23 protein-coding genes and 6 tRNA genes are annotated in these 19171 nt (G+C 66.6%); 15 read left to right on the forward strand and 14 right to left on the reverse strand.

Translation table 11 applies throughout. The features are described 5' to 3' along the window. Positions 1-328 precede the first annotated feature (328 nt). The 10 genes from AB0L60_RS27200 to AB0L60_RS27245 are packed head-to-tail and all read left to right on the forward strand — an operon-like array spanning position 329 to position 5566. Entirely contained in the window at positions 329-961 is a 633-nt protein-coding gene (locus AB0L60_RS27200; protein ID WP_364619101.1) for a hypothetical protein, read from the forward strand. Between the two features lie 5 nt (positions 962-966). After that, on the forward strand, positions 967-2100 hold the full coding sequence (locus AB0L60_RS27205; RefSeq protein WP_364619104.1) for an SRPBCC family protein: 1134 nt from the start codon (positions 967-969) through the stop codon (positions 2098-2100). Then, positions 2097-2501: a gas vesicle protein GvpJ gene (gvpJ, locus tag AB0L60_RS27210; RefSeq protein ID WP_354836732.1), complete on the forward strand. Its 405-nt coding sequence runs from the start codon at positions 2097-2099 to the stop codon at positions 2499-2501. Before AB0L60_RS27205 ends, gvpJ begins: the two co-directional genes overlap by 4 nt. Continuing rightward, complete coding sequence (locus AB0L60_RS27215) at positions 2501-3262, forward strand: GvpL/GvpF family gas vesicle protein (RefSeq protein WP_364619108.1); 762 nt, start codon at positions 2501-2503, stop codon at positions 3260-3262. The genes gvpJ and AB0L60_RS27215 overlap by 1 nt, the downstream gene beginning before the upstream one ends. A gap of 3 nt (positions 3263-3265) precedes the next feature. Continuing rightward, complete coding sequence (locus AB0L60_RS27220; RefSeq protein ID WP_364619110.1) at positions 3266-3517, forward strand: gas vesicle protein GvpG; 252 nt, start codon at positions 3266-3268, stop codon at positions 3515-3517. Between the two features lie 5 nt (positions 3518-3522). After that, positions 3523-3858 carry a gas vesicle protein GvpO gene (gvpO, locus tag AB0L60_RS27225; protein WP_364619112.1) on the forward strand — a complete coding sequence of 112 codons (336 nt, stop codon included), beginning with the start codon at positions 3523-3525 and terminating at the stop codon, positions 3856-3858. Next, the gene (locus tag AB0L60_RS27230) at positions 3855-4241 is read left to right on the forward strand and encodes a gas vesicle protein (RefSeq protein ID WP_364619115.1); all 387 of its coding nucleotides are present in this window, start codon (positions 3855-3857) and stop codon (positions 4239-4241) included. Before gvpO ends, AB0L60_RS27230 begins: the two co-directional genes overlap by 4 nt. After that, the gene (locus AB0L60_RS27235; RefSeq protein WP_364619118.1) at positions 4238-5032 is read left to right on the forward strand and encodes a GvpL/GvpF family gas vesicle protein; all 795 of its coding nucleotides are present in this window, start codon (positions 4238-4240) and stop codon (positions 5030-5032) included. The genes AB0L60_RS27230 and AB0L60_RS27235 overlap by 4 nt, the downstream gene beginning before the upstream one ends. Further along, entirely contained in the window at positions 5029-5262 is a 234-nt protein-coding gene (locus AB0L60_RS27240; protein WP_364619121.1) for a gas vesicle protein, read from the forward strand. Before AB0L60_RS27235 ends, AB0L60_RS27240 begins: the two co-directional genes overlap by 4 nt. Next, on the forward strand, positions 5255-5566 hold the full coding sequence (locus AB0L60_RS27245) for a gas vesicle protein K (protein WP_364619124.1): 312 nt from the start codon (positions 5255-5257) through the stop codon (positions 5564-5566). The genes AB0L60_RS27240 and AB0L60_RS27245 overlap by 8 nt, the downstream gene beginning before the upstream one ends. A 193-nt stretch (positions 5567-5759) precedes the next feature. Here AB0L60_RS27245 and AB0L60_RS27250 read toward each other — a convergent pair whose 3' ends face one another. Next, complete coding sequence (locus AB0L60_RS27250; protein WP_364619127.1) at positions 5760-5933, reverse strand: CsbD family protein; 174 nt, start codon at positions 5931-5933, stop codon at positions 5760-5762. Positions 5934-6005: 72 nt separating this feature from the next. On the opposite strand from AB0L60_RS27250, the gene AB0L60_RS27255 reads away from it, so the two are divergent. Beyond that, complete coding sequence (locus AB0L60_RS27255; RefSeq protein WP_364619130.1) at positions 6006-6167, forward strand: hypothetical protein; 162 nt, start codon at positions 6006-6008, stop codon at positions 6165-6167. Positions 6168-6646: 479 nt separating this feature from the next. Here the strand turns inward: AB0L60_RS27255 and AB0L60_RS27260 are convergent. From AB0L60_RS27260 to AB0L60_RS27275, 4 genes are all read right to left on the reverse strand, one after another. Then, positions 6647-6721, reverse strand: a tRNA-Val gene (locus AB0L60_RS27260). A gap of 15 nt (positions 6722-6736) precedes the next feature. Then, positions 6737-6812, reverse strand: a tRNA-Gly gene (locus tag AB0L60_RS27265). 105 nt (positions 6813-6917) lie between these two features. Further along, positions 6918-7790, reverse strand: a complete 873-nt coding sequence (locus AB0L60_RS27270; RefSeq protein WP_364619132.1) for a DMT family transporter — start codon at positions 7788-7790, stop codon at positions 6918-6920. Between the two features lie 87 nt (positions 7791-7877). Further along, on the reverse strand, positions 7878-8369 hold the full coding sequence (locus tag AB0L60_RS27275) for a MarR family transcriptional regulator (RefSeq protein WP_364619135.1): 492 nt from the start codon (positions 8367-8369) through the stop codon (positions 7878-7880). Positions 8370-8446: 77 nt separating this feature from the next. On the opposite strand from AB0L60_RS27275, the gene AB0L60_RS27280 reads away from it, so the two are divergent. Beyond that, on the forward strand, positions 8447-8983 hold the full coding sequence (locus tag AB0L60_RS27280) for a DUF1772 domain-containing protein (protein ID WP_364619137.1): 537 nt from the start codon (positions 8447-8449) through the stop codon (positions 8981-8983). Here AB0L60_RS27280 and AB0L60_RS27285 read toward each other — a convergent pair. Continuing rightward, on the reverse strand, positions 8956-9639 hold the full coding sequence (locus AB0L60_RS27285) for a CPBP family intramembrane glutamic endopeptidase (RefSeq protein ID WP_364619140.1): 684 nt from the start codon (positions 9637-9639) through the stop codon (positions 8956-8958). The genes AB0L60_RS27280 and AB0L60_RS27285 overlap by 28 nt on opposite strands. Before the next feature lie 127 nt (positions 9640-9766). Between AB0L60_RS27285 and AB0L60_RS27290 the strand changes: the two genes are divergently transcribed. Next, on the forward strand, positions 9767-11512 hold the full coding sequence (locus AB0L60_RS27290) for an amidohydrolase family protein (RefSeq protein WP_364619142.1): 1746 nt from the start codon (positions 9767-9769) through the stop codon (positions 11510-11512). 103 nt (positions 11513-11615) lie between these two features. Here AB0L60_RS27290 and AB0L60_RS27295 read toward each other — a convergent pair whose 3' ends face one another. Next, positions 11616-12662 carry a fused (3R)-hydroxyacyl-ACP dehydratase subunits HadA/HadB gene (locus AB0L60_RS27295; RefSeq protein ID WP_364619146.1) on the reverse strand — a complete coding sequence of 349 codons (1047 nt, stop codon included), beginning with the start codon at positions 12660-12662 and terminating at the stop codon, positions 11616-11618. A 279-nt stretch (positions 12663-12941) separates the two neighbouring features. Between AB0L60_RS27295 and AB0L60_RS27300 the strand changes: the two genes are divergently transcribed. Then, entirely contained in the window at positions 12942-13616 is a 675-nt protein-coding gene (locus AB0L60_RS27300; RefSeq protein ID WP_364619150.1) for an FUSC family protein, read from the forward strand. A gap of 36 nt (positions 13617-13652) precedes the next feature. Here the strand turns inward: AB0L60_RS27300 and AB0L60_RS27305 are convergent, their stop codons facing one another. From AB0L60_RS27305 to AB0L60_RS27320, 4 genes are all read right to left on the reverse strand, one after another. Continuing rightward, positions 13653-15950 carry an FdhF/YdeP family oxidoreductase gene (locus tag AB0L60_RS27305; RefSeq protein ID WP_364619153.1) on the reverse strand — a complete coding sequence of 766 codons (2298 nt, stop codon included), beginning with the start codon at positions 15948-15950 and terminating at the stop codon, positions 13653-13655. A 203-nt stretch (positions 15951-16153) separates the two neighbouring features. After that, positions 16154-16228 (reverse strand) — tRNA-Val (locus tag AB0L60_RS27310). A gap of 26 nt (positions 16229-16254) precedes the next feature. Beyond that, a tRNA-Cys gene (locus AB0L60_RS27315) sits at positions 16255-16325 on the reverse strand. A gap of 23 nt (positions 16326-16348) precedes the next feature. Beyond that, positions 16349-16421: transfer RNA gene (locus AB0L60_RS27320), tRNA-Gly, on the reverse strand. Positions 16422-16792: 371 nt separating this feature from the next. Here AB0L60_RS27320 and AB0L60_RS27325 point away from each other — a divergent pair. Then, positions 16793-16864 (forward strand) — tRNA-Val (locus tag AB0L60_RS27325). Positions 16865-16866: 2 nt separating this feature from the next. Here the strand turns inward: AB0L60_RS27325 and AB0L60_RS27330 are convergent. From AB0L60_RS27330 to AB0L60_RS27340, 3 genes are all read right to left on the reverse strand, one after another. Then, positions 16867-17925 (reverse strand): ACP S-malonyltransferase, encoded by a 1059-nt coding sequence (locus AB0L60_RS27330; protein ID WP_364619156.1) that lies wholly within the window; start codon positions 17923-17925, stop codon positions 16867-16869. Then, a complete protein-coding gene (locus AB0L60_RS27335) occupies positions 17922-18818 on the reverse strand; it encodes an alpha/beta fold hydrolase (protein ID WP_364619159.1) in 897 nt (298 codons plus the stop codon). Before AB0L60_RS27335 ends, AB0L60_RS27330 begins: the two co-directional genes overlap by 4 nt. Further along, a partial coding sequence (locus AB0L60_RS27340; RefSeq protein WP_364619162.1) for a biotin/lipoyl-containing protein occupies positions 18815-19171 on the reverse strand: 357 nt, incomplete at its 5' end. The genes AB0L60_RS27335 and AB0L60_RS27340, both read right to left, overlap by 4 nt.

Raw genomic sequence — 19171 nt, forward strand, 5'->3', positions numbered from 1 at the left:
GGATCGACCCTGTTCGCGAGCTCCCAATCCTTGTCGGTTCGTGAATCCGCCTCGCGGGATGGACCCGCCCGCTCGGGCAAGTTGCTCGGCCTGCGCCGTCTCGACCCGCCTTCTGCCCTTGCTGCCAGGCTCCTGACGGCCGTCTGCCCCCCGCACTTCACGCTGGCCGAACTCGATTGAAGCCATCGAGATCTTGGCCGATAAGGCAGAGATTGCTGGGTATACGCCAGGTGAGGCCATTCGCAATATGGCCTACCCCACTCCTCGGGTCTCGACCGACCCGAGGCCACATCGGTGCAGCGGGAGTCGAGCAAGCAAGGAGTAAGCCATGAAAGGTGGCACAAGAATTGCGATAGGCGTGGGAATCGGCTATGTACTCGGCCGCACACGCAAGATGCGTTTTGCGTTGTCGCTGGCGGGTGCGGCGCTGGCGAAGCGGTCTTCGGGATTGCCCCGGGAGCTGCTGGGGCGAGGGACTGAATTGCTCAAATCGTCACCTGAGCTGGCGGAGCTCACCGACACGGTTCGCGGCGAGTTGGTGGGTGCGGTCCGGTCGGCTGCGGTGACCGCCGCGAGCAACCGTATCGACGCACTCAACACGCGGCTACAGCAGGGCTCAGCCATCGTCTCGGAAACAGACCGAGACCGTTCGCACGAAACGGATTCAGGCGAAGACCAGGACGGCGACGATACCTCCCGAGACGCCGGGGAATCGTCCGCCGGCGAGGACGAGGATTTCGAGGACCGAACCGAGTCCGGAACAGACCACGACGACGAGGAGCACAGGGAGCAGCCCGCGGCGCGGGCGCGGTCGAGCAGCTCGAGAACCACCCGCGCGCGTACCGGCTCCCGGACCCCGGTTCGTAGGTCCGGATCTTCGGATCGTCAGCCTGCCGCGTCCACGCGACGCCATAGTCGCGCCGATGCCGACGAAGCGCCCGTGCGCCGCACGAGGAGATGAGATCGATGCCGAAGACGTTGCATGACAAGACCAATGGAGTCGGCAAGCTCGCTTCCGACGCCGTCGGCAAAATTGCCGACACCGCGACCCATGCGGGGGCCAAGGCCGGGAAAACCGCTCGATCGTCCACCCCGACGGGGTTGCTGCAACAGTCCGTGCAGAACCTTGCCGGGACCCTGGCCGAACGCGCGGTAGCAGGGTTGTCGGACCGGGCATCGCGAACCGCGGACCGGCTCACCGAGTACGCAGAAGGTAGCGGAGGCAATCTGCTGGCGGCGGTGACCGGAGTGGAGAAGTTGGCTGGAGGCGCGTCGCCGTTGCAAGCGGCGGTGAGCGGAGGCGTGAGCAAGCTCGGGCACACGGCCCGGGAGACGTTCGAGTCTGTGAAGGAGTCGCTGACCGGAGGCAAGGGCAAGGGCGGCGCGAAGAAGCTGAAGCTGACCAATATCGTCGAGCACATCGACGTCGGCGTGCCGATCGATCTGGCCTACGACCAGTGGACCCAGTTCGCGGACTTTCCCAAATTCACCAAGAAGCTCGAACAGGTCGAACAGGTCTCCGATGAGAAGCTCTCCTGGACCGGCAAGGTGTTCTGGTCCAGACGAACCTGGGAGTCCACGATCGTCGAGCAGGTGCCGTTCGAGCGGATCGTGTGGCGCTCCAAAGGTGCCAAGGGCTACATCGACGGTGCGGTCACCTTCCACGAGATCACCCCGGACCTCACCCGCATCCTCGTGGTGCTCGAGTACCACCCACAAGGCGTCTTCGAGAAGACCGCCAATCTGTGGCGCGCGGCAGGTCGCCGGTGCCGGCTGGAACTCAAGCACTTCCAGCGGCATGTCATGACCGAGGCTGTGCTGCACAGTGACGACATCGTGGGCTGGCACGGCGAGATCCACGACAGCGAGGTCGTCGAAGACGACGAAACCGCACGGCGTAAGGAATCCGAAGAAGATCGCGCCGATGAAGAAGATGAAGAAACGGAAGAGGCCGAGGAAGACGAGGCCGACGAGCAGGACGAGGATCAGCGCGCCACGGACGAGGAAGAAGAACCAGAGCCGCCTCCCAATCGTCCGGCCGCCCGCCGCAAGAGTCCAGCGGCCCGCCGGTCGCACGAGAGTGAAGGAGCAAACCGATGACTATCGAACCCGCAGGCGGCGGCGCAACCAGCACGTTGGCTCGACCGAACTCTTCCAGCCTGGCTGATGTCGTCGACACCATCCTCGACAAAGGCCTGGTCATCGACGCCTTCGCCCGCGTATCGCTGGTCGGCATCGAACTGGTGACCATCGACGCACGCGTCGTGGTGGCCAGCGTCGACACGTATCTGCGTTTCGCCGAAGCGGTCAACCGGCTCGAGATCTCGAGCAGCGAGCCCAAGGGCCTGACCGACATCGTCGGCGATGTCACCGAAGGCGCCTCGAAACACAAGACGAAGGGCGCACTCGAGGCGGCCGGCGAGAAGGTCGCGGACTTCCTCGGTGATGTGAACAAGCAGCGTCAGACAGCGCGCAGGCCTTCCGAACGTGAGGAGGAGTGATGGCTCCCGGATCAACAGCCGTATACGTCTACGGCATCGTGCCCGCCGACGTCGAGACCGAACCACATGCCACCGGCGTCGGCGATCCGCCGAGTGAAGTCACGGTGGTGCGGCACGGCGCGATCGCCGCGCTGGTCAGCACGCTCGAGTCCGACCGGCCACTGGGCACACCCCAGGACCTCACCGCCCACGAGAAACTGCTGGACGGATCGGCCGCCGTCAGTCCGGTGTTGCCATTGCGGTTCGGTGCGGTCATGACCGACACAGAGGCAGTGGAGAACGAACTTCTCGAGGCGAACGAGGACGAATTCCGCGCCGCCCTGGAGGAACTCGAGGGCCGGGTCCAGTTCGTGATCAGAGGGCGCTACGTCGAAGACGTGATCTTGCGGGAACTCCTCGACGAGAACGCCCAGGCCGCGCAACTGAAAGACGAGATCCGCGGCAAGCCCGAAGACGCCACCCGCGATGCGCGAATCGCGCTGGGCGAGCTGATCAATAATGCCATCGAGGCCAAGCGAGCCGAGGACACCGGAAAGGTCGTTTCCGAACTCGAGAAACTCGAAGCACTGGTCAACCAGCGCGAACCCAGCCATGAGGAGGACGCCGTCCACCTAGCGGTACTGGTCGAATCGGCGCGGCGAAAGGAGCTGGAGGAAACGGTGCGCCGACTCATCGCGGACTGGGACGGCCGGGTTGAGTTGAACTTGCTCGGACCGATGGCGGCCTACGACTTCGTCACGAAACGAGCCCCCGAGGGCTGAGACATGGGTCTGTTCTCATCGATATTCTCGCTGCCCCTCGCGCCGGTTCGCGGTGTGATCTGGGTGGGCGAACTGATCCAGGACCAGGTCGAACGGCAGCTACACGATCCCGTGGCACTGCGGAGCGAACTCGAGGAGATCGACAGCGCCGCAGCGCGCGGTGACTTGTCCGTAGAAGAGGCCGAGCAAGCGCAGCGAGCGGTCCTGGAGCGCATGACCGGCTCCGGGGTAGGCCCCATCGACCGGAAGGAGTGACTGACGTGGCCCGCGACACCACTTCCAACGACTTCGACAATGCTCAACCGGCATCGAATGAACAACCGGCGCTCACTGCGGCGCAAGCCGCCGCGGTGGCCATCGAACGCCTCGCAGAACTGACTTCCAACGACCTCCAGGGTGTCACGCGCGTGGAACCGACGGAGGATGGTTGGCTCGTGGAGATCGAGGCACTGGAGGATCGCCGCATCCCGCCCTCGGCGGACATCATGGCACTCTACGAAGTAGAGATCGATTTCGACGAGAATCTGCTGGCCAGCCGCAGAATCAAACGCTACACCCGCGGCAGCACGAACATCGAACCCAGGAATCAGCGATGACGGTCGTCGGAGGCGGCTCCTACGCACCCCAGCCCTACGGGGGTGGGCACCAGTCCACCAACCTTGCCGACATCCTGGAACGGGTCCTCGACAAGGGTCTGGTGATCGCAGGCGATATCCAGGTCAACCTCCTGGATATCGAACTGCTCACCATCAAGCTACGGTTGGTGATCGCATCCCTGGAGACGGCCAGGGCAGTGGGCATCGACTGGTGGGAGACCGACCCCTGGCTCAACAGCAAGGCCCGCGCGCTGGAACGGAAGGAACCCGACCTCGAACTCGAGAACCGGGAACTCCGAGACCGGATCGCCGAACTGGAGGCGGCAAATGAACGCCGTCAACCCATCGAACGCGGCCGCGAGCGGAAAAAAGAACGATCGTGACCGGTGATTTCGCAGTCTGGCTGTACGTGGTGGCACCCCGCCGCGACGGCGCGGCGGAACTGAGCACATTGACCGGAGTCGCGGGTGAACCGGTGCGGACGGTCGTCGCAGGGGACCTGACAGCAGTCGTCGGCTCGGTGCCGCTGGACGTTTTCGGGGAGCAACCACTACGGCGCAACTTCGAGGATCTCGACTGGCTGGAGGCGACAGCACGAGCACACGACGCGGTCGTATCCGCCATGGTGCGCCGAGGTCCGGCCGTCCCGCTCCGGCTGGCCACCGTCTTCCACGACGACAATCGCGTGCGTGAGCTGCTCGATGAGCGGCAAGCGGACTTCGACGCCGCCCTGCAGTTGGTGAGCGGCCGTACCGAGTGGGGTGTCAGGGCCTATGGCGATCGTGCTGCCCTCACGGCTGCCGTGGCCGAGGCCAAATCGGCGGAAGAGGTCGGCACAATGACACCAGGGGCCGCGTATCTGGCCCGGCGACGCGCGCAATTGTCCGCGCAGGAGAGCGTGGAACGCGATGCGGCAGAGCGCGCCGAGGAGATTCACGCGCGTTTGGTTCACCACGCTGCGGCGGGACGACGTCAGCCGCTGACCGACCCGGCAGTAAGCGGCCGCCGGGACTGGATGGTACTCAACGGGACATACCTCGTAGACGACGACCACACCGACGACTTCACCACAACCGTCACGACGCTCGGCGCCGAATTCCCGGGCATCCGACTCGAACTCACCGGCCCCTGGCCGCCGTATTCGTTCGCCGGCCTGACACGAGGGCCGACATGACTCGGGCCGACCCCGCTGTCGACGCCGAGCGCCGCGTCGCGCTGGTCGACCTGCTGGACCGAGTGTTGGCTGGTGGCGTGGTCATTTCCGGCGACATCAAACTCGCTATCGCCGACGTCGATCTGGTTCAGATCTCGCTACGAGCCCTCATCTCCTCCATCAGCACCCTGTACGCGCCAGTCGGTTCCGTGACGCGCGATGCACTGGAAGGACCGGCCGGCGATGACTGAATTCGGCGGCATCCCACCGCGAATCGACACCGATCCGGAATCGGTCGAGCGCGGGCTGGTCACCCTGGTCCTCACCTTGGTGGAGCTACTGCGGCAACTGATGGAGCGGCAAGCGCTACGCCGTGTCGACGCGGGCGACCTCACCGACGCCCAGATCGAACGCATCGGCACCACTCTGATGCTGCTCGAACAACGCATGGACGAACTACGCGATCACTTCGGACTCACTCCGGAGGATCTCAATATCGACCTCGGCCCCCTCGGCCCGCTTCTGCCCGACCAACCCGATCGCTCTTTCGAGTGACCTCGATCGGCAACGAACGAGCGCACCAAGCGCAACGTCGATCGCCGCCAAAACATGACCAACGCCAAACTGGCTGCCGCGCTTCGGCTTCAGTTGATCGGCCGGTCGGTCGCCCGGTGCGGTGTATGGGCAACTCGAGGTGCCTGCTGGGATGGCCACGGCCGGCACCTCGATCGCCGATGTCAATCCGGGGTCACCGCTTGAAGGCGTCCTTGACCTTCTCTCCTGCGGATTTCAGGTCGGACTTCACCTGCTTGGTCTTGCCTGCCTGCTCGCGCTGGGGGTTTCCTGTCACTCGGCCCGCCTTCTCCTTGGCCTTGCCGCTGAGTTGCTGGGCCTTGTTCTTGGCCTTGTCCGTAGTGCTCATGGTCTTCTCCTTCGCATTGCGGCCGTGTCCGGCCGCGGTTTACATCACATGCGGCACTTCGGCCGCCCACACATGACCGCACTACCCGAAGCGACGGTGATCACTCGCTACCCGCCACATGTTCTTGGCGAGAATCACGCCCACATCCATTCGGTCGATATGTTCCCGGCCGAAAAGACCACGGAGAAGATCGCGGCGCGCAGGCTCAACAAGAACGAACCAGACTTGACATGACGGCGGCACCGTTAAAATCACGCGGCCCCCTGTGATTTTCTGGGCTTGCCGTCTGACCGTGGGATCCGGCTCGACAGGCGGCAGCGACCTCACCCTGTTTACCCTCGCCCATCATCCGAAACCCGGGTGGTCGGTCACCGCCGTGCCCGAACCGACCCGGGAGCAGTACCGGGAAGCATTGGACGAGCTGACCTTCACGCTGGTTGCTTACCGCCGGCGTGAGCCGAATCGGCGGGCGGGCGCAAGTCGAGCAACAACGGCCTGTCCGCCGAGTGCACGTGCGTGCGCAAGATCCGGGTATCCCGAACTACTTTCGGGGCCGGGCCGATCTACTGCGGCGCCTGTGGCGGCGAGTTCGTGGTCGAGGGCGAACCTGAGAGCCGCGCCTCAATTCAGATCGAGTTCACGGACCCCAGTTCGCATTGAGTTCACGAAAGCAGAAGGGCCCGGCGGGAACCGGGCCTGATCTGGTCGAAACTTGGTGCGCGATACTGGGATTGAACCAGTGACCTCTTCCGTGTCAGGGAAGCGCTCTCCCGCTGAGCTAATCGCGCCGACAAAATCCCCCGTGGAGCGGATGACGGGATTCGAACCCGCGACCCTCACCTTGGCAAGGTGATGCGCTACCAGCTGCGCTACATCCGCGTGCTCACCCGGCCTTGTGGGCCGATCGGCTTGCGGGACAGAACATTAGCCTATGGGTGGGTGGTTAATGCAAATCGCCAGGAAAACGGGGGATTTCGGGCGTGGTCAGTCGGTGGCGGGCCGGGGTTCGGGAGCGGGGACGGCCTGGGCGCGGGAAAGGCGCACCGCCGCAACGCACATGACGACGACCGACGCGGCGACGAAGGCGGTGCCGATGGGGCCGGAGCGCAGCCGTTCGCCGAGGACCGTCATGCCGAGGAATGCCGCGCCCAGCGGTTCGGCCACGGTGAAGGCCGGCAGCGAGGCCGACAGTGGGCCGACCTGATAGCCGCGCTGTTGCACATACAGGCCGAGCATGCCGCACGCGGCCAGGACGTAGAGCTCCCAACTGGTCAGTGCGGTGCCGATGCCGACCCGGAACAGCTGGGTGACATTCTCGGTGAGAGCGGCGGAGATGCCGAACAGCAGACCTGCGGCAGTGCCCAGCAGCAGGGCTTGCAGGGTCGGCACCCGCACCGTGGTTGCCACCGCGATGCCGGCGACGATCGCACCCAGCATCAACCCCAGTGGCAGCATCCATCGATGCCAGGGCGCGTCGATCACCCCTTGGGTCGGGTCCCCGACCACCAGGAAGCAGGCCAGTGCGATCGACAGCGCCGCCGCCTGCATCCACATCTCCACCGTCACCCGGAGTCCGCTGTAGTGCGCGGCCAGCGGCAGCGCGAAGACCAGCGCCGTCACCAGGATCGGCTGGACCACCAGCACCGAGCCCAGCGCCAGCGCCGCCACCTGGAACGCGAAACCGCCCGCGTCCCCGATCAGACCCGCCAACCATCGCGGATTCCGAATCAATTTGGCGACCAGTGCTTCCCCTTCGGGCACATCCGCCGCGGCCCGCTGCTGCGCCACCGCCGACACCGCGAACAAGATCGCACCGATGAACGCGCAGACCACTGCTGCCACAGGTAGGTTTCCCACCCGGCCAGTCTGCCCGACCGACCTATGCTGGTCGGTCGCCAGGGGCCCGCTACCAGCGAATGCGAGGCGGTCGACGGCGGACAGCCGTCAGCGGTCGATTTCCTCGGCCCAGGCTTGCAGGCCGGCCAGGAAGCCTCGGCGTTCCTCGGCGTCGAGCCGGGACATGGCGCGCAGCAGGGTGTCGGAGCGGCGGTTGATGAAGGTGGCCACATCGTCGCGGCGGTCGTCGGGGAGTGACAGCAGGGTGCGGCGATTGTCGTCCGGGTCATTGTGGCGTTGCAGCCAGCCGGCCCGATTCAGTTCTCCCGCAAGCTGACTCGCGTTGGTGAGACTGATGCCGAGGCGACGGGCCAGCTCGCTCACGCTGACGCTGCCCGCGGCCAGCACCTGGGCCAGGACGGCGCCGTGGCGATTGCCCAGCCCGTCCGCCTCGAAGGACGTGCGCAGGCTCGAGGGCATATCGCCGTGGGCGCGGCGGAAATGCGTGGCGATGAGCGGCGCCAGCGCCTCGAGCCGCCGCTGTTCCTCGGCGCTCACCGGTGCGCCCGCGGTGTCCGCCGCTCGCGGTGAACGAGGCACGAACCCTCCAATCGATGTCGAACCGCTGTCTTGACAGAGTCAGGATACAGGTTCAAAAATCAGAACTGTTCAGAAATATGAACTATCTGCGCACCACTGACCTCTCGAAAGGCTCGCCCATGCGCACCCGCCTGCTCACCGCAGCCGCTCTGCTCACCACCGGATACCTGTGCGGCGCATTCGGTTACGGCTTGATCAATGTCGCCCAGGCATTCAAGACCGTCCCCCTGGACGTCCGCTTCACCTTCCACACCGCCCTCATGAAGGTCAACGGTCCCGTCATGCAATCGGCCATGGCGCTGGCCGCGCTGACCTCACTGCTGCTGGCCGTCTACAGCGGCGGTCTGGTGCGCCGTCTGGCTGCCACCTCGTTCGGCCTCGAGGTGACGAGCTTCGTCATCACGCGATTCGGCAACGTCCCCATCAACGGCAAGATCAAGCAGTGGGCGGTCGGCCCGGTCCCCGCCGACTATGCCCAGCTGCTGCACCGCTGGGAGCTGTTCCACATCGCCCGCACCGCGACGGCACTGCTGGCCTTCGTGTTCATCGTCACCGTGGCGGTCTTCGCCCAGCCCGCACCGTCGCGTCAGGCGGTTCTGGTGGCCCCCAACTGAATTCGGGCCGCCGGGGCGGCGCCGTGATAGAAGTAGCGCCCCAGTCCGACCGAGAACACCAGCATCCCGTACAGCGCGTGCTCGACCGAGGCGGTGAACAGCGACTGCGTCCGCATGTACCGCGCGGCGAACAACCACCCGCCGACGCTGCTCGCCGCCACCGAGAACCAGCTTCCGAACACGATGTGCACGTAGCCGAATGCGGCGGCGCTGGCCGCCACCATTGCCCGCCCGTCACCGAACACCGGCTGGTAGCGGTGGAACAGGAACGACCGGAAGATCAACTCTTGCGGATACACGCTCAGCGCGGGATACAGCACCATCACCGCCAGCCAGATCAGCGGATTCCGCCGCGGCAGATCGAACAGATCCTCCCGGCGCAGTGCCGCGGTCACGGCGGTCAGCGCCGCCGCGTTCGCCCCGGCGGTCACCGCCATCGACCGCGCCTGCTCGCGGAATGCCTCCGCCCGCCACAGCGACCCCCGATCGAATCCCTTCGACCGCCGCAGATACACCGTCACCCCGGTCCCCAGTACCAGCAGCGCCGGAATCGGCGGCTTCCCCCGCAGTACCGCGTTGTAGAGGGTCGTCCCGCCGAAGAACAACGCCGCGTACTCGGCAGCCAGATAAACCCGCCGCCACCGCCGAATTCTCATGGGCTCCACCATAATTTCCCGCACGTGAACGCGCTGATCAGAACCGATTCTCCGGATTCCGACTTCGCTGACGTCATGTCTAGTTAGTCTGTGCAGTGTTAGCGAATCTGGATTGCTAGGACCTCTCGTGAGCTACTCACTCATCATCGGCAACGGCACGATCGTCGACGGGACCGGAGCGGAACCGTATCCGGCCGACATCGCGGTGGAGAACGGACGGATCGCGGTGATCGCCGCGCCCGGGGCGCTCGCGAACGCGGTGGCGCAGAACCGGATCGACGCGACGGGGCTACTGGTCACCCCGGGCTTCGTGGACATCCACACGCATTACGACGGGCAGATCACCTGGGACCCGCAGCTAACGCCCAGCTGCTGGCACGGCGTGACCACCGTGGTGATGGGGAACTGCGGAGTCGGGTTCGCCCCGGTCACGCCCGAGAAGCGGGAGTGGCTGATCGGGCTGATGGAGGGTGTCGAGGACATTCCGGGCGCGGCGCTGTCGACCGGAATCCGCTGGGACTGGCAGTCTTTCCCGCAATTCCTCGACGCGCTGGACCGGCTCCCGCTGGCCATCGATGTCGGCACGCAGGTGCCGCACGGCGCGGTACGCGCGTACGTGATGGGGGAGCGAGGCGCGAAGAACGACCCGGCCTCGCCCGAGGACATCGCCATGATGGCCAAACTGGTGCGCGAGGGCATCGAGGCCGGAGCACTGGGCTTTTCGACCTCACGCACGATCGTGCACCGCGCCATCGACGGCGAACCCGTGCCCGGCACCTTCGCCGCCGAGCAGGAACTGTTCGGCATCGGCCAGGCGCTTGCCGACGCGGGCGCGGGCGTGTTCGAACTCGCCCCCGCCGGCATCATGGGCGAAGATCTCGCCGCCCCCGATCGAGAACTGGCCTGGATGCTGCGCCTCGCCGAACAGACCGGCCGCACAGTGAGTTTCGGTCTCCTGCAGCACGACGGCGCACCCGACGACTGGAAACGCCTGCTGGACGCGGCCGCCGCCGCCTTCGACTCCGGAATCCCGGTGCGCCCACAGGTCTCCGCACGGCCACTGGGCCTGCTGATCGGCCTGCAGACCTTCAACCCGTTCTCGTTCCGGCCCTCCTACCAGGCCGCGGTCGAGCGCACGGGCCAGAACCTGGACGCCCTCGTCACCGAACTCCGCGATCCCGCACTGCGCGAGACGATCCTGACCGAGGCCGATCTCCCCGACAATCCGATGGCCTTCATCAGCATGGGACTCGACCGCACATTCACCCTCGGCGACCCGCCCGACTACGAACCGGACCCGGAAACCAGCCTGGCCGGCGACGCCGCCCGCGCCGGAGTCGAACCGTTCCACTACATCTACGACCAGCTGCTCTCGCGCGACGGCCGGGCACTGTTCTACCGCCCGCTGCTCAACTACTCCCGCTTCACGCAGGATCCGATCCGCGAGATGCTCCTGCACCCGGCCACCGCGGTGGGTCTCGGCGACGGCGGCGCGCACGTCGGCGCGATCTGCGACGCCTCCAACACCACCTACCTGCTCACCCACTGGGCGCGCGATCGTGCGCGGGGTGAACGCATTCCGCTGCCCCTGGCGATCCGGAAGATGACCTACGACACCGCCCAGATGTACGGCCTGGACGACCGCGGCGTCATCGCCGTCGGTAAGAAGGCCGACCTCAATGTGATCGACTTCGAGGCGCTGCGCCTACTGCCGCCCGCCATGGCCTACGACCTGCCCGGTGGTGCTCGCCGATTGCTACAGCGCGCCGAAGGCTACCGCGCGACCATCGTCTCCGGCGAGGTCGTGCTCCGCGACGGCGAGGACACCGGCGCCCGGCCGGGAGCCCTCATCCGCTCCCAGCGTTCACACTGATCGCCGGACATGACCGCCGCGTTCACCGTTCGACGACGGGTGAACGCCCTACATCGAGCCCCAGGACTGCCCTTTCGGGTGAAGTGACGTCGGCCGGGCCGGATCAGCTCAGCTGGACCACGGCGGTGGCGCGGCCGAATACCTTGCGGCCCTCGTGCATTGCGGTGATCGCGACCGCGGCGGTGCCGGCCACCGGATCGATCGACTTGACCTTGCCGGTGAATTCGATCGCGGTCGGCCCCTCGCTGCCCACGTAGACCGGATTGCTCATGCGCACACTCAGCCGCTTCAGCGCCCCCGGATCACCCAGCCAGGACGTGACGAAGGCGCCGGCATAGGCCATGGTGAGCATGCCGTGCGCGACCACGCCACGCTCCAGACCCACCATGCGGGCGGCGTCGGGGTGCCAATGGATCGGATTCGCGTCGCCCGCCACCCCCGCGTAGCGGACCAGATCGCCGATGGTGAGAAAGACTGTGCGACTGGGCAACTCATCGCATTCGCGGAGCGAGCCGACCGCCCGCGAGTGGGTGCTCCGGTAGGTGGCCGGCGTGGGGATCCAGTTGACGAGCTCGACCCGTTCGGGCGCATGCCGCGCGAACGTGTCCAGGCCGCGGTGCACCAGCGCCCCGATCCGCTGCGCCAATTCCGCGGTCTGTGCCGACCGATCCGACCGCGAGATCATGCTGGTCGTCCCGGTGACCACCGCCTCGCCGCACTGATCGGTGACGACATTCTCGAACACCAGCATGTCCCCGCCGAACGCCTGCCGGAACGACTGCAGCACCACATTGCTGGTCAACCGATCCCCGACCACAACCGGCCGATGGAACTCCAGCACCTGATCCGTGTGCACCGAAGCCCGCAGGTCATAACCCATCAGCAGCTCGCTCACCCCGTGCAGCACCGGGCCGCCCAGCAGCGCCACGAATGTCGGCGAAGCCGGCAATGCCGAATACCCCAGCGCGGCCGCGACCTCGTCATCCCAATGCGCCGCATGCTCGTCCTGTACCGCTGCCGCGAACTCCAGTATCTTCTCGCGCCCGACCTCGTAATACCCGTCCAGCCGGAAGCGCCGCCCGGCCATCTCCCGCGCGTGCTCGACCGCATCGAACCCGTCTCGGGTATCCACGCCGACCCCGGCCTCCATTACCCCACCTCCTCCACGAACCCAATGCGAACGATCTCGAGTCATCGATGTAGGGCAACAGCCGCGTGGTCCAGCGAACCCCGGGTCGATCGAACGTGAGTCGAGCGAATCCATAACGGCGTGACAAGGCAGACTAACCAACTCACGCGCATTTCTGTCGCAGCGACCCCGAAGCGGACAAAGACCCCCGAGTGAGTAGAGAGGTCGGCGACGGCGGGATCCCGAATCGATGCCCAGCGAGGGAAGCGGGCGATACGTGGACTGATACGCGAACTGCTGATGGTCGGTCCCCGCGGCGACGACCATCACCATGCGGTGCGCGTCGCGTCCGGGCTGGCGATCCCGGGCACGGTGCTGGTGCTGGCGGGCCGGACGAATCTGCTGGTGTTCGCGGTATTCGGCTCCTTCGTCGGCGTGTACGAGCTGGGGGAGTCGGCGCGCCATGCCGGCCGCTATGTCCTCGCGGTCGCGCTGGCCGGTGCGGTCGGGGTGGGGCGGGATGTGGCCCATGCCAATTGGGCGATGGCCGCGGCTGCGGTACCCCTGGCGGCCCAGGGTGCGCGCGGCCACGTGCTGCGCGGGATACACCGCGTACTGGGGACTTTCGTCGGCCTGGCTGCCACCGCGGTCCTGCTGTTGCCGCATCTGCCCGCGGCGCTGCTCGGCGTTCTGGTCTTGCTGCTGCTGTTTCCCACCGAACTGTTCATGGCCCGCAATTACGCTCTCGCACTGGGCTTCTTCACCCCCCTGATCATGGTGATGACCGACCTCGCCGCGCCCGCCGACCCGGTTAGGCTGCTGCTCGACCGCGGCACGGACACCATCATCGGGGTGGGCGTCGGTATCTGCGTAGCCATCGCCACCCGGCCGCGGACGACTTCCGGGCCGTCGCAGCCCGAGCTCCCGGCCGAGGATCGGGGCTGCGTGGTGCCGGGGCCCGAACCCCGCCGGTGAGCCGAGTGCCGAAAGCTCTGTATTCGCGACGCCCGGTCAGCGACCCGAGGCCTCGACCCGTACATTGACGTTCTTCATGATCGGCTGGTCGCTCTGGGTGCTGTAGTCGCCGATCGCGCACAGCACATTCATCTCCGGCATGTACCCGGCCGCGCAACCCCGCGGAATGTCATAGGGAATGACCTTGTAGCCGCTCAGCTTCCGCGTGCTGCCGTCCCGGGCGATGCTGGTGATGTCGACCTTGTCGAACTCCCCGAGCCCACGCTCGCGCATATCGTTGGTGTTCATGAAGATCAGGGTGCGCAGATTCTTGATGCCCCGGTAGCGATCGTTGTCCGAATAGATGGTGGTGTTCCACTGGTCGTGTGAGCGCATGGTCGCCAGCGTCAGCACATCCGCGTTCTGTGCCAGTTGCGGCAGCGGGGCCGCGGAGAACTCCGCGCGCCCCGACGGCGTGCGGAAGACGAGTTCGCGTGCGGGCTGGCGGATCCGGAACCCGAGCGGCAACCGCACCCGGCGGTTGAAGTCCTCGAATCCGTCCAGGACGGCGGCCATGGTGTCGCGGATGCGGTCATAGTCGCCGACGTAGTCCTGCCAGGGGGTGTGACTGTCGGGCAGCGCGGCCCGCGCGATCCCGGCGATGATCGCCGGTTCGGAGAGCAGATGCGGAGACGCGGGCTTCTTCATGCCGGTCGACAGGTGCACCATGCTCATCGAGTCCTCCACCGAGGCGGACTGGATCCCGTTGCGCTGCATGTCCTTCTCGGTGCGGCCCAGGCAGGGGAGGATGAGCGCACGGCGTCCATGCACCAGATGGCTGCGATTGAGTTTGGTGCTGACGTGAACCGTCAACTCGCAGTTGCGCAATGCCTGGAAGGTGTAGGCGGTGTCCGGCGCGGCGAGCGCGAAGTTCCCGCCCATCCCGATGAACACCTGCACCCGCCCGGCCGTCATCGCCTCGATGGTGGCGACCGTGTCCAGGCCGTGTGCACGCGGCGGCTCGATGCCGCACACCTGGCCGAGCCGGTCCAGGAACGCCTCGGTGGGCCGATGGTCGATGCCGCAGGTGCGATTGCCCTGCACATTGCTGTGCCCGCGCACCGGTGACGGACCCGCGCCCTCGCGGCCCAGATTGCCGCGGAGCAGTAGCAGGTTCACGATCTCGCGCACCGTGTCGACGCCGTGCTCGTGCTGCGTGACTCCCAGACACCAGCTGACAATGGTGCGGTCGGCGGCACGGTAGATGTCCACCCCCGCGCGGATTCGCGCTTCGCTGACTCCGGACAGCTGTTCGATCTCGGCCCACGAGGTGGCCTCGCAGACCGCGCGGTAGGCGTCGAACCCGCTGGTGTAGCGCTCGATGAATTCGTGGTCCAGCGCCTTCGGATCCGACTTCGATTGCTCCAGAACGGCTTTGGCCATACCCCGGAGCAGGGCCATATCGCCGCCGATGCGGGGCTGCAGGTTCAGGTCGCTGGTCGGCGTCGCCCGGAAGGTGGCCATCGCGAGGAATTCGTGCGGGATGATCGCCTTGCGCGCAGCGGCCTCGACCAGCGGGTTGATGTGCACGATTCGCGCGCCCCGCTTGTGGGCCTCGACCAGCGCCGTCAGCATGCGCGGCGCGTTCGAGGCCGCGTTGACCCCCAGGATGAACAGCGCGTCCGCCGCTTCCCAATCCTTCAGATCGACTGTGCCCTTGCCGGTTCCGAGCGAGGCCTGCAATGCGCGGCCACTGGCTTCGTGGCACATGTTCGAGCAGTCCGGCAGATTGTTGGTGCCGAGTTCCCGCGCGAGCAGCTGATACAGGAATGTGGCCTCGTTGCCGAGCCGGCCGGAGGTGTAGAACGCCGCCCGATTCGGGTCGTCCAGTTCCCGCAGTGCCCGCCCGGCCATCTCGAACGCGTCCGGCCAGGAGATGGGGACATAGCGGTCGGTATCGGGGTCGTAGCTCATCGGTTCCGTCAGCCGGCCCTGATTCTCCAGGTCGAACTCGCTCCACCCCGACAGCTCCGTGACGGTATGGGCCGCAAAGAACTCGCGCCCGACGCGCTTGTGGGTCATCTCCCAGGTGACGTGCTTGATGCCGTTCTCGCAGATGTCGAGATGCAGGCCCTTCATGTCGTCGGGCCATGCGCACCCGGGACAGTCGAAGCCGCCGTTCTCGTGGTTCATCTTCAGGATCGCGCGCGGCCCGATGATGGGCTCGCCCTCGCGGGCCAGGAAACCGGTCACGCTCTTGGCCGCACCCCAGCCGGCCGCGGGGTGATGGTAGGGGTGGAAAACGGGTTCGTGCCCGTCGCTCTCGCCGACGCTCCCGGGTGAAACCGTGGCCATCACGTATCCCTTCGACGATCCGATGATCCGACCGGGCCGGGCCCGAAACTGTCCTCATCCTCGCCACTGCTCGCCGATGACGTCCAAGACGCATCAACAAACAAACGATAGATCTCGCCGATCACCGCGGGCGGGCGCCCCGCCGGTTTTGCCCGAGACAGCAGAAAGGCCCGGCGTGAGCCGGGCCTGATCTGTATGAAACATGGTGCGCGATACTGGGATTGAACCAGTGACCTCTTCCGTGTCAGGGAAGCGCTCTCCCGCTGAGCTAATCGCGCGGGTCTTTTGCTCTTCAAAAAAGAAGAGGCGGCGACGGGAATCGAACCCGTGTGCACGGCTTTGCAGGCCGTTGCCTCACCACTCGGCCACACCGCCAAGCAGGCCGTGTTGGCCTCTCGAGCGGATGACGGGATTCGAACCCGCGACCCTCACCTTGGCAAGGTGATGCGCTACCAGCTGCGCTACATCCGCATTTCGTCCCGGGCGCCTTTCGGCTGTCCCGCTGACGAGAGAGAACATTAGCCGACGATCTGCGCAGGTAACAAATCGCCTGGTAGGAGGGGGTAAATCTGAACTACAGGCATGTAGTTCCGCCGGTCGTCCGGGGCGGGCGGACCGGTTGGGCACGAATCGCGATCCATTCCACCGCGCCCGGGCGACGGACCCGTGTCGCCCGGGCAACGCGCCGGTGAAGCCTCACCCGCCACACCGCCCTCAGAAACCTCAGTTTTACGCTGTTGTGCACGCGATTTGGTGTGACAGCAACCGGGTGTGTAATCTTCATTCTCGTCCGAGCGGCACCGCAAACGCCGGCCCGGACAGTCGCCTCGGCGACAACCCGCGGTTCTATAGCTCAGCGGGAGAGCACTCGCCTCACACGCGAGGGGTCGCTGGTTCGATCCCAGCTAGAACCACTTCAAACGGCAGGCACCACACGGTGCCTGTCGTTTTGTGTTTGTTCGGTCGGCGACCGGAAGCCCGCTTCATACAGCGAGCTACGGCGTGCTTCCGGGTCTGGTAGGGGTGGTGAGGGCGTCGAGAGCTGTGGTGAGGGTTGCGGGGGTGCGCAGGGGTGGCGGTTCAGGTGGGGGAGTTCGCGTTTCGCAATGGCGGTGAGGACGCCCGCCGGGGGGAGTTCGAGGAGCGTGGTGAGGCGGGCCTCCTGGCGCAGGGTTGTCGTGCACAGGTCCCAGCGGACGGGGCGGGTGATCTGAGCGGCGATCTTGGTCAGGGCGTCGGCGCCCGACGTGACGGGGCGACCGTCGAGGTTGGAGAGCAGGGGACGGATCGGGTTGCGGGGGACGAGTTTTCCGATCGCGCGGGTCACCGTGTCGCGGGCGGCGGCCATGAATTCGGTGTGGAAGGCGCCCGCCACCGGGAGGACGACCACTTTGGCGTCCGCCGGGCGGTCGGCCGACAGCGCGGCCAGGGCTTCGATGCGTCCGGCGACGACGAGATGGCCGGGAGCATTGTGGTTGGCGGGCACCAGATCGAGTTCCGCGATGCGGGTGAGTACCTCCTCGAGGCTGCCGCCGAGGACAGCCGCCATACCGGTGCGGTTCGCGGCGCAGGCGTCGGCCATGGCGCGGCCGCGGGTGGCGGCCAGGGCGATCGCGTCGTCGGGGGAGATCACGCCGGCGGCCGCTGCCGCCGCGAGCTCGCCGACCGAATGACCGGCCACGATCGTGTCGGGCCCGAGTCCGCCCGCGGCGTGCAACGCCGCCACCGCGAGCAGCGCGGCGGCGACCACCAGCGGCTGGGTGGTGGCGGTGTCGACGAGTTCGGTTGCGTCGGCGGTGGTTCCGAGGCGCAGCAGGTCGAGGTCACAGATCTCCGACCAGCGCGTGAGGCTTTGCTCGGTGCCCGGCAGCGACAGCCAGTCGGTCAGCATGCCCGGTTTCTGCGAGCCCTGCCCGGGCGCCAGGAGGGCATAGGGCGCGACGTCGTGGAGGGTGCGGGCGGCGGGGTAGCTCATCGGCGCTGCCTCCGCGCGACGCATTCCTCGGCGAAGGCCAGCGACCGCAGGTGGAAGGTGCGCGCCGTGTAGCCGAGGCTGGTGTTGTGTCCGGCGTCGAGCTGACGGTCGATGACCACGCGCGGTGAATGCCGCAGCCGGGAGCGCAGATTCGCGAGGGTGCGGTCGTCGTGATGCCACCAGCGCTCGTGCTCGGCGAAGGTGAACCGGACCGGAATCCGGATGCGCTGGGCGATCGCGGGAAACATCGATTCCCAGCTCACGATGTCGAACTGCTCGGCGGCCGGGATCGGCGCGGTGATCGAGCGGGCCTGATGGAAGGTCTCCGGCGGATACAGCTGCAGCGGCAGCCAGCTCTTCGTCCACGTCGCGCCGATGTTCTCGAGCCCGTCGGCCGGGTGGGCGTAACGGTGCCCGCACCCGGAGACATCGATGCCCAGTAGATCGGGTACGCGCTGATAAGCGGCAGTGGCCAGCGCCAGCTTGCCGCCGAAGGAATGGGCGTGCAGCAGCACACCCGCGCCGGTGTCGAACCGCCCGGTCAGATCACGCAGCGCGTTGGCGAGGGTGGCGGCCTGGTCGATGACGGGCTGGCCCTCGGGCAGCGCGTCGGCGGACGCGCCGTACCCGGGGCGGTCGATGGCGACGACCGAGAAGCCGAGGGCCGCACCCAGTTCGAGCATCGACATGCCGGGCAGGGCCCGACCGTGGAAGTATCCGGCCCGCATCCCGGCCCCGTGCAGGGCGACGATGGTGCCACGCGGCGGCTGCCGGACCGGCGTGGTGATAAGTGCCGACAGCGCCGTGTCACCGCCGTCGAGGTCGATGGACCGGACCTGCGATTCCTCGACGGACGAATGCGGTTGCAGCGGTGTGGGATTGATGACGGTCATGTCTGATCTCCTTGGCTTACACTGCAAATCGGAGTGCCCTGGGTGATGACGGCACCGGCCTCCACCGACAGGCCGGTGATGACACCGGACTTGTGGGCGGTGACCGGGTTCTCCATCTTCATGGCCTCGAGCACCACGACCAGATCCCCGGCCTCGACGGACTGCCCCTCCGTGACGGCGACTTTGACCACGGTGCCCTGCATGGGCGCGGTGACTGAATCGCCGGAGGCTGCGCCGGCCCTGCCTGTTCGCTTGCGAGGCTTGGGCTTCTTGCGCACCGCACCACCCACGCCATTGCCGGAAGCGGCCGTGCCGACCGAGAACTGGCCCGGCAGCGACACTTCCAGGCGACG

The organism is Nocardia sp. NPDC051981 (assembly GCF_040680715.1).
Classification (GTDB): Bacteria; Actinomycetota; Actinomycetes; order Mycobacteriales; family Mycobacteriaceae; genus Nocardia.

Coding starts and splice junctions, on each gene's coding strand:
- AB0L60_RS27220 (WP_364619110.1), top strand. CDS start 3,266: ATGGGTCTGTTCTCATCGATATTCTCGCTGCCCCTCGCGCCGGTTCGC.
- AB0L60_RS27215 (WP_364619108.1), top strand. CDS start 2,501: ATGGCTCCCGGATCAACAGCCGTATACGTCTACGGCATCGTGCCCGCC.
- AB0L60_RS27245 (WP_364619124.1), top strand. CDS start 5,255: ATGACTGAATTCGGCGGCATCCCACCGCGAATCGACACCGATCCGGAA.
- gvpJ (WP_354836732.1), top strand. CDS start 2,097: ATGACTATCGAACCCGCAGGCGGCGGCGCAACCAGCACGTTGGCTCGA.
- AB0L60_RS27335 (WP_364619159.1), bottom strand. CDS start 18,818: ATGACCGTCATCAATCCCACACCGCTGCAACCGCATTCGTCCGTCGAG.
- AB0L60_RS27200 (WP_364619101.1), top strand. CDS start 329: ATGAAAGGTGGCACAAGAATTGCGATAGGCGTGGGAATCGGCTATGTA.
- AB0L60_RS27285 (WP_364619140.1), bottom strand. CDS start 9,639: ATGAGAATTCGGCGGTGGCGGCGGGTTTATCTGGCTGCCGAGTACGCG.
- AB0L60_RS27205 (WP_364619104.1), top strand. CDS start 967: ATGCCGAAGACGTTGCATGACAAGACCAATGGAGTCGGCAAGCTCGCT.
- AB0L60_RS27280 (WP_364619137.1), top strand. CDS start 8,447: ATGAACTATCTGCGCACCACTGACCTCTCGAAAGGCTCGCCCATGCGC.
- AB0L60_RS27250 (WP_364619127.1), bottom strand. CDS start 5,933: ATGAGCACTACGGACAAGGCCAAGAACAAGGCCCAGCAACTCAGCGGC.
- AB0L60_RS27300 (WP_364619150.1), top strand. CDS start 12,942: ATGGTCGGTCCCCGCGGCGACGACCATCACCATGCGGTGCGCGTCGCG.
- AB0L60_RS27230 (WP_364619115.1), top strand. CDS start 3,855: ATGACGGTCGTCGGAGGCGGCTCCTACGCACCCCAGCCCTACGGGGGT.
- AB0L60_RS27305 (WP_364619153.1), bottom strand. CDS start 15,950: ATGGCCACGGTTTCACCCGGGAGCGTCGGCGAGAGCGACGGGCACGAA.
- AB0L60_RS27255 (WP_364619130.1), top strand. CDS start 6,006: ATGACCGCACTACCCGAAGCGACGGTGATCACTCGCTACCCGCCACAT.
- AB0L60_RS27295 (WP_364619146.1), bottom strand. CDS start 12,662: ATGGAGGCCGGGGTCGGCGTGGATACCCGAGACGGGTTCGATGCGGTC.
- AB0L60_RS27330 (WP_364619156.1), bottom strand. CDS start 17,925: ATGAGCTACCCCGCCGCCCGCACCCTCCACGACGTCGCGCCCTATGCC.
- AB0L60_RS27240 (WP_364619121.1), top strand. CDS start 5,029: ATGACTCGGGCCGACCCCGCTGTCGACGCCGAGCGCCGCGTCGCGCTG.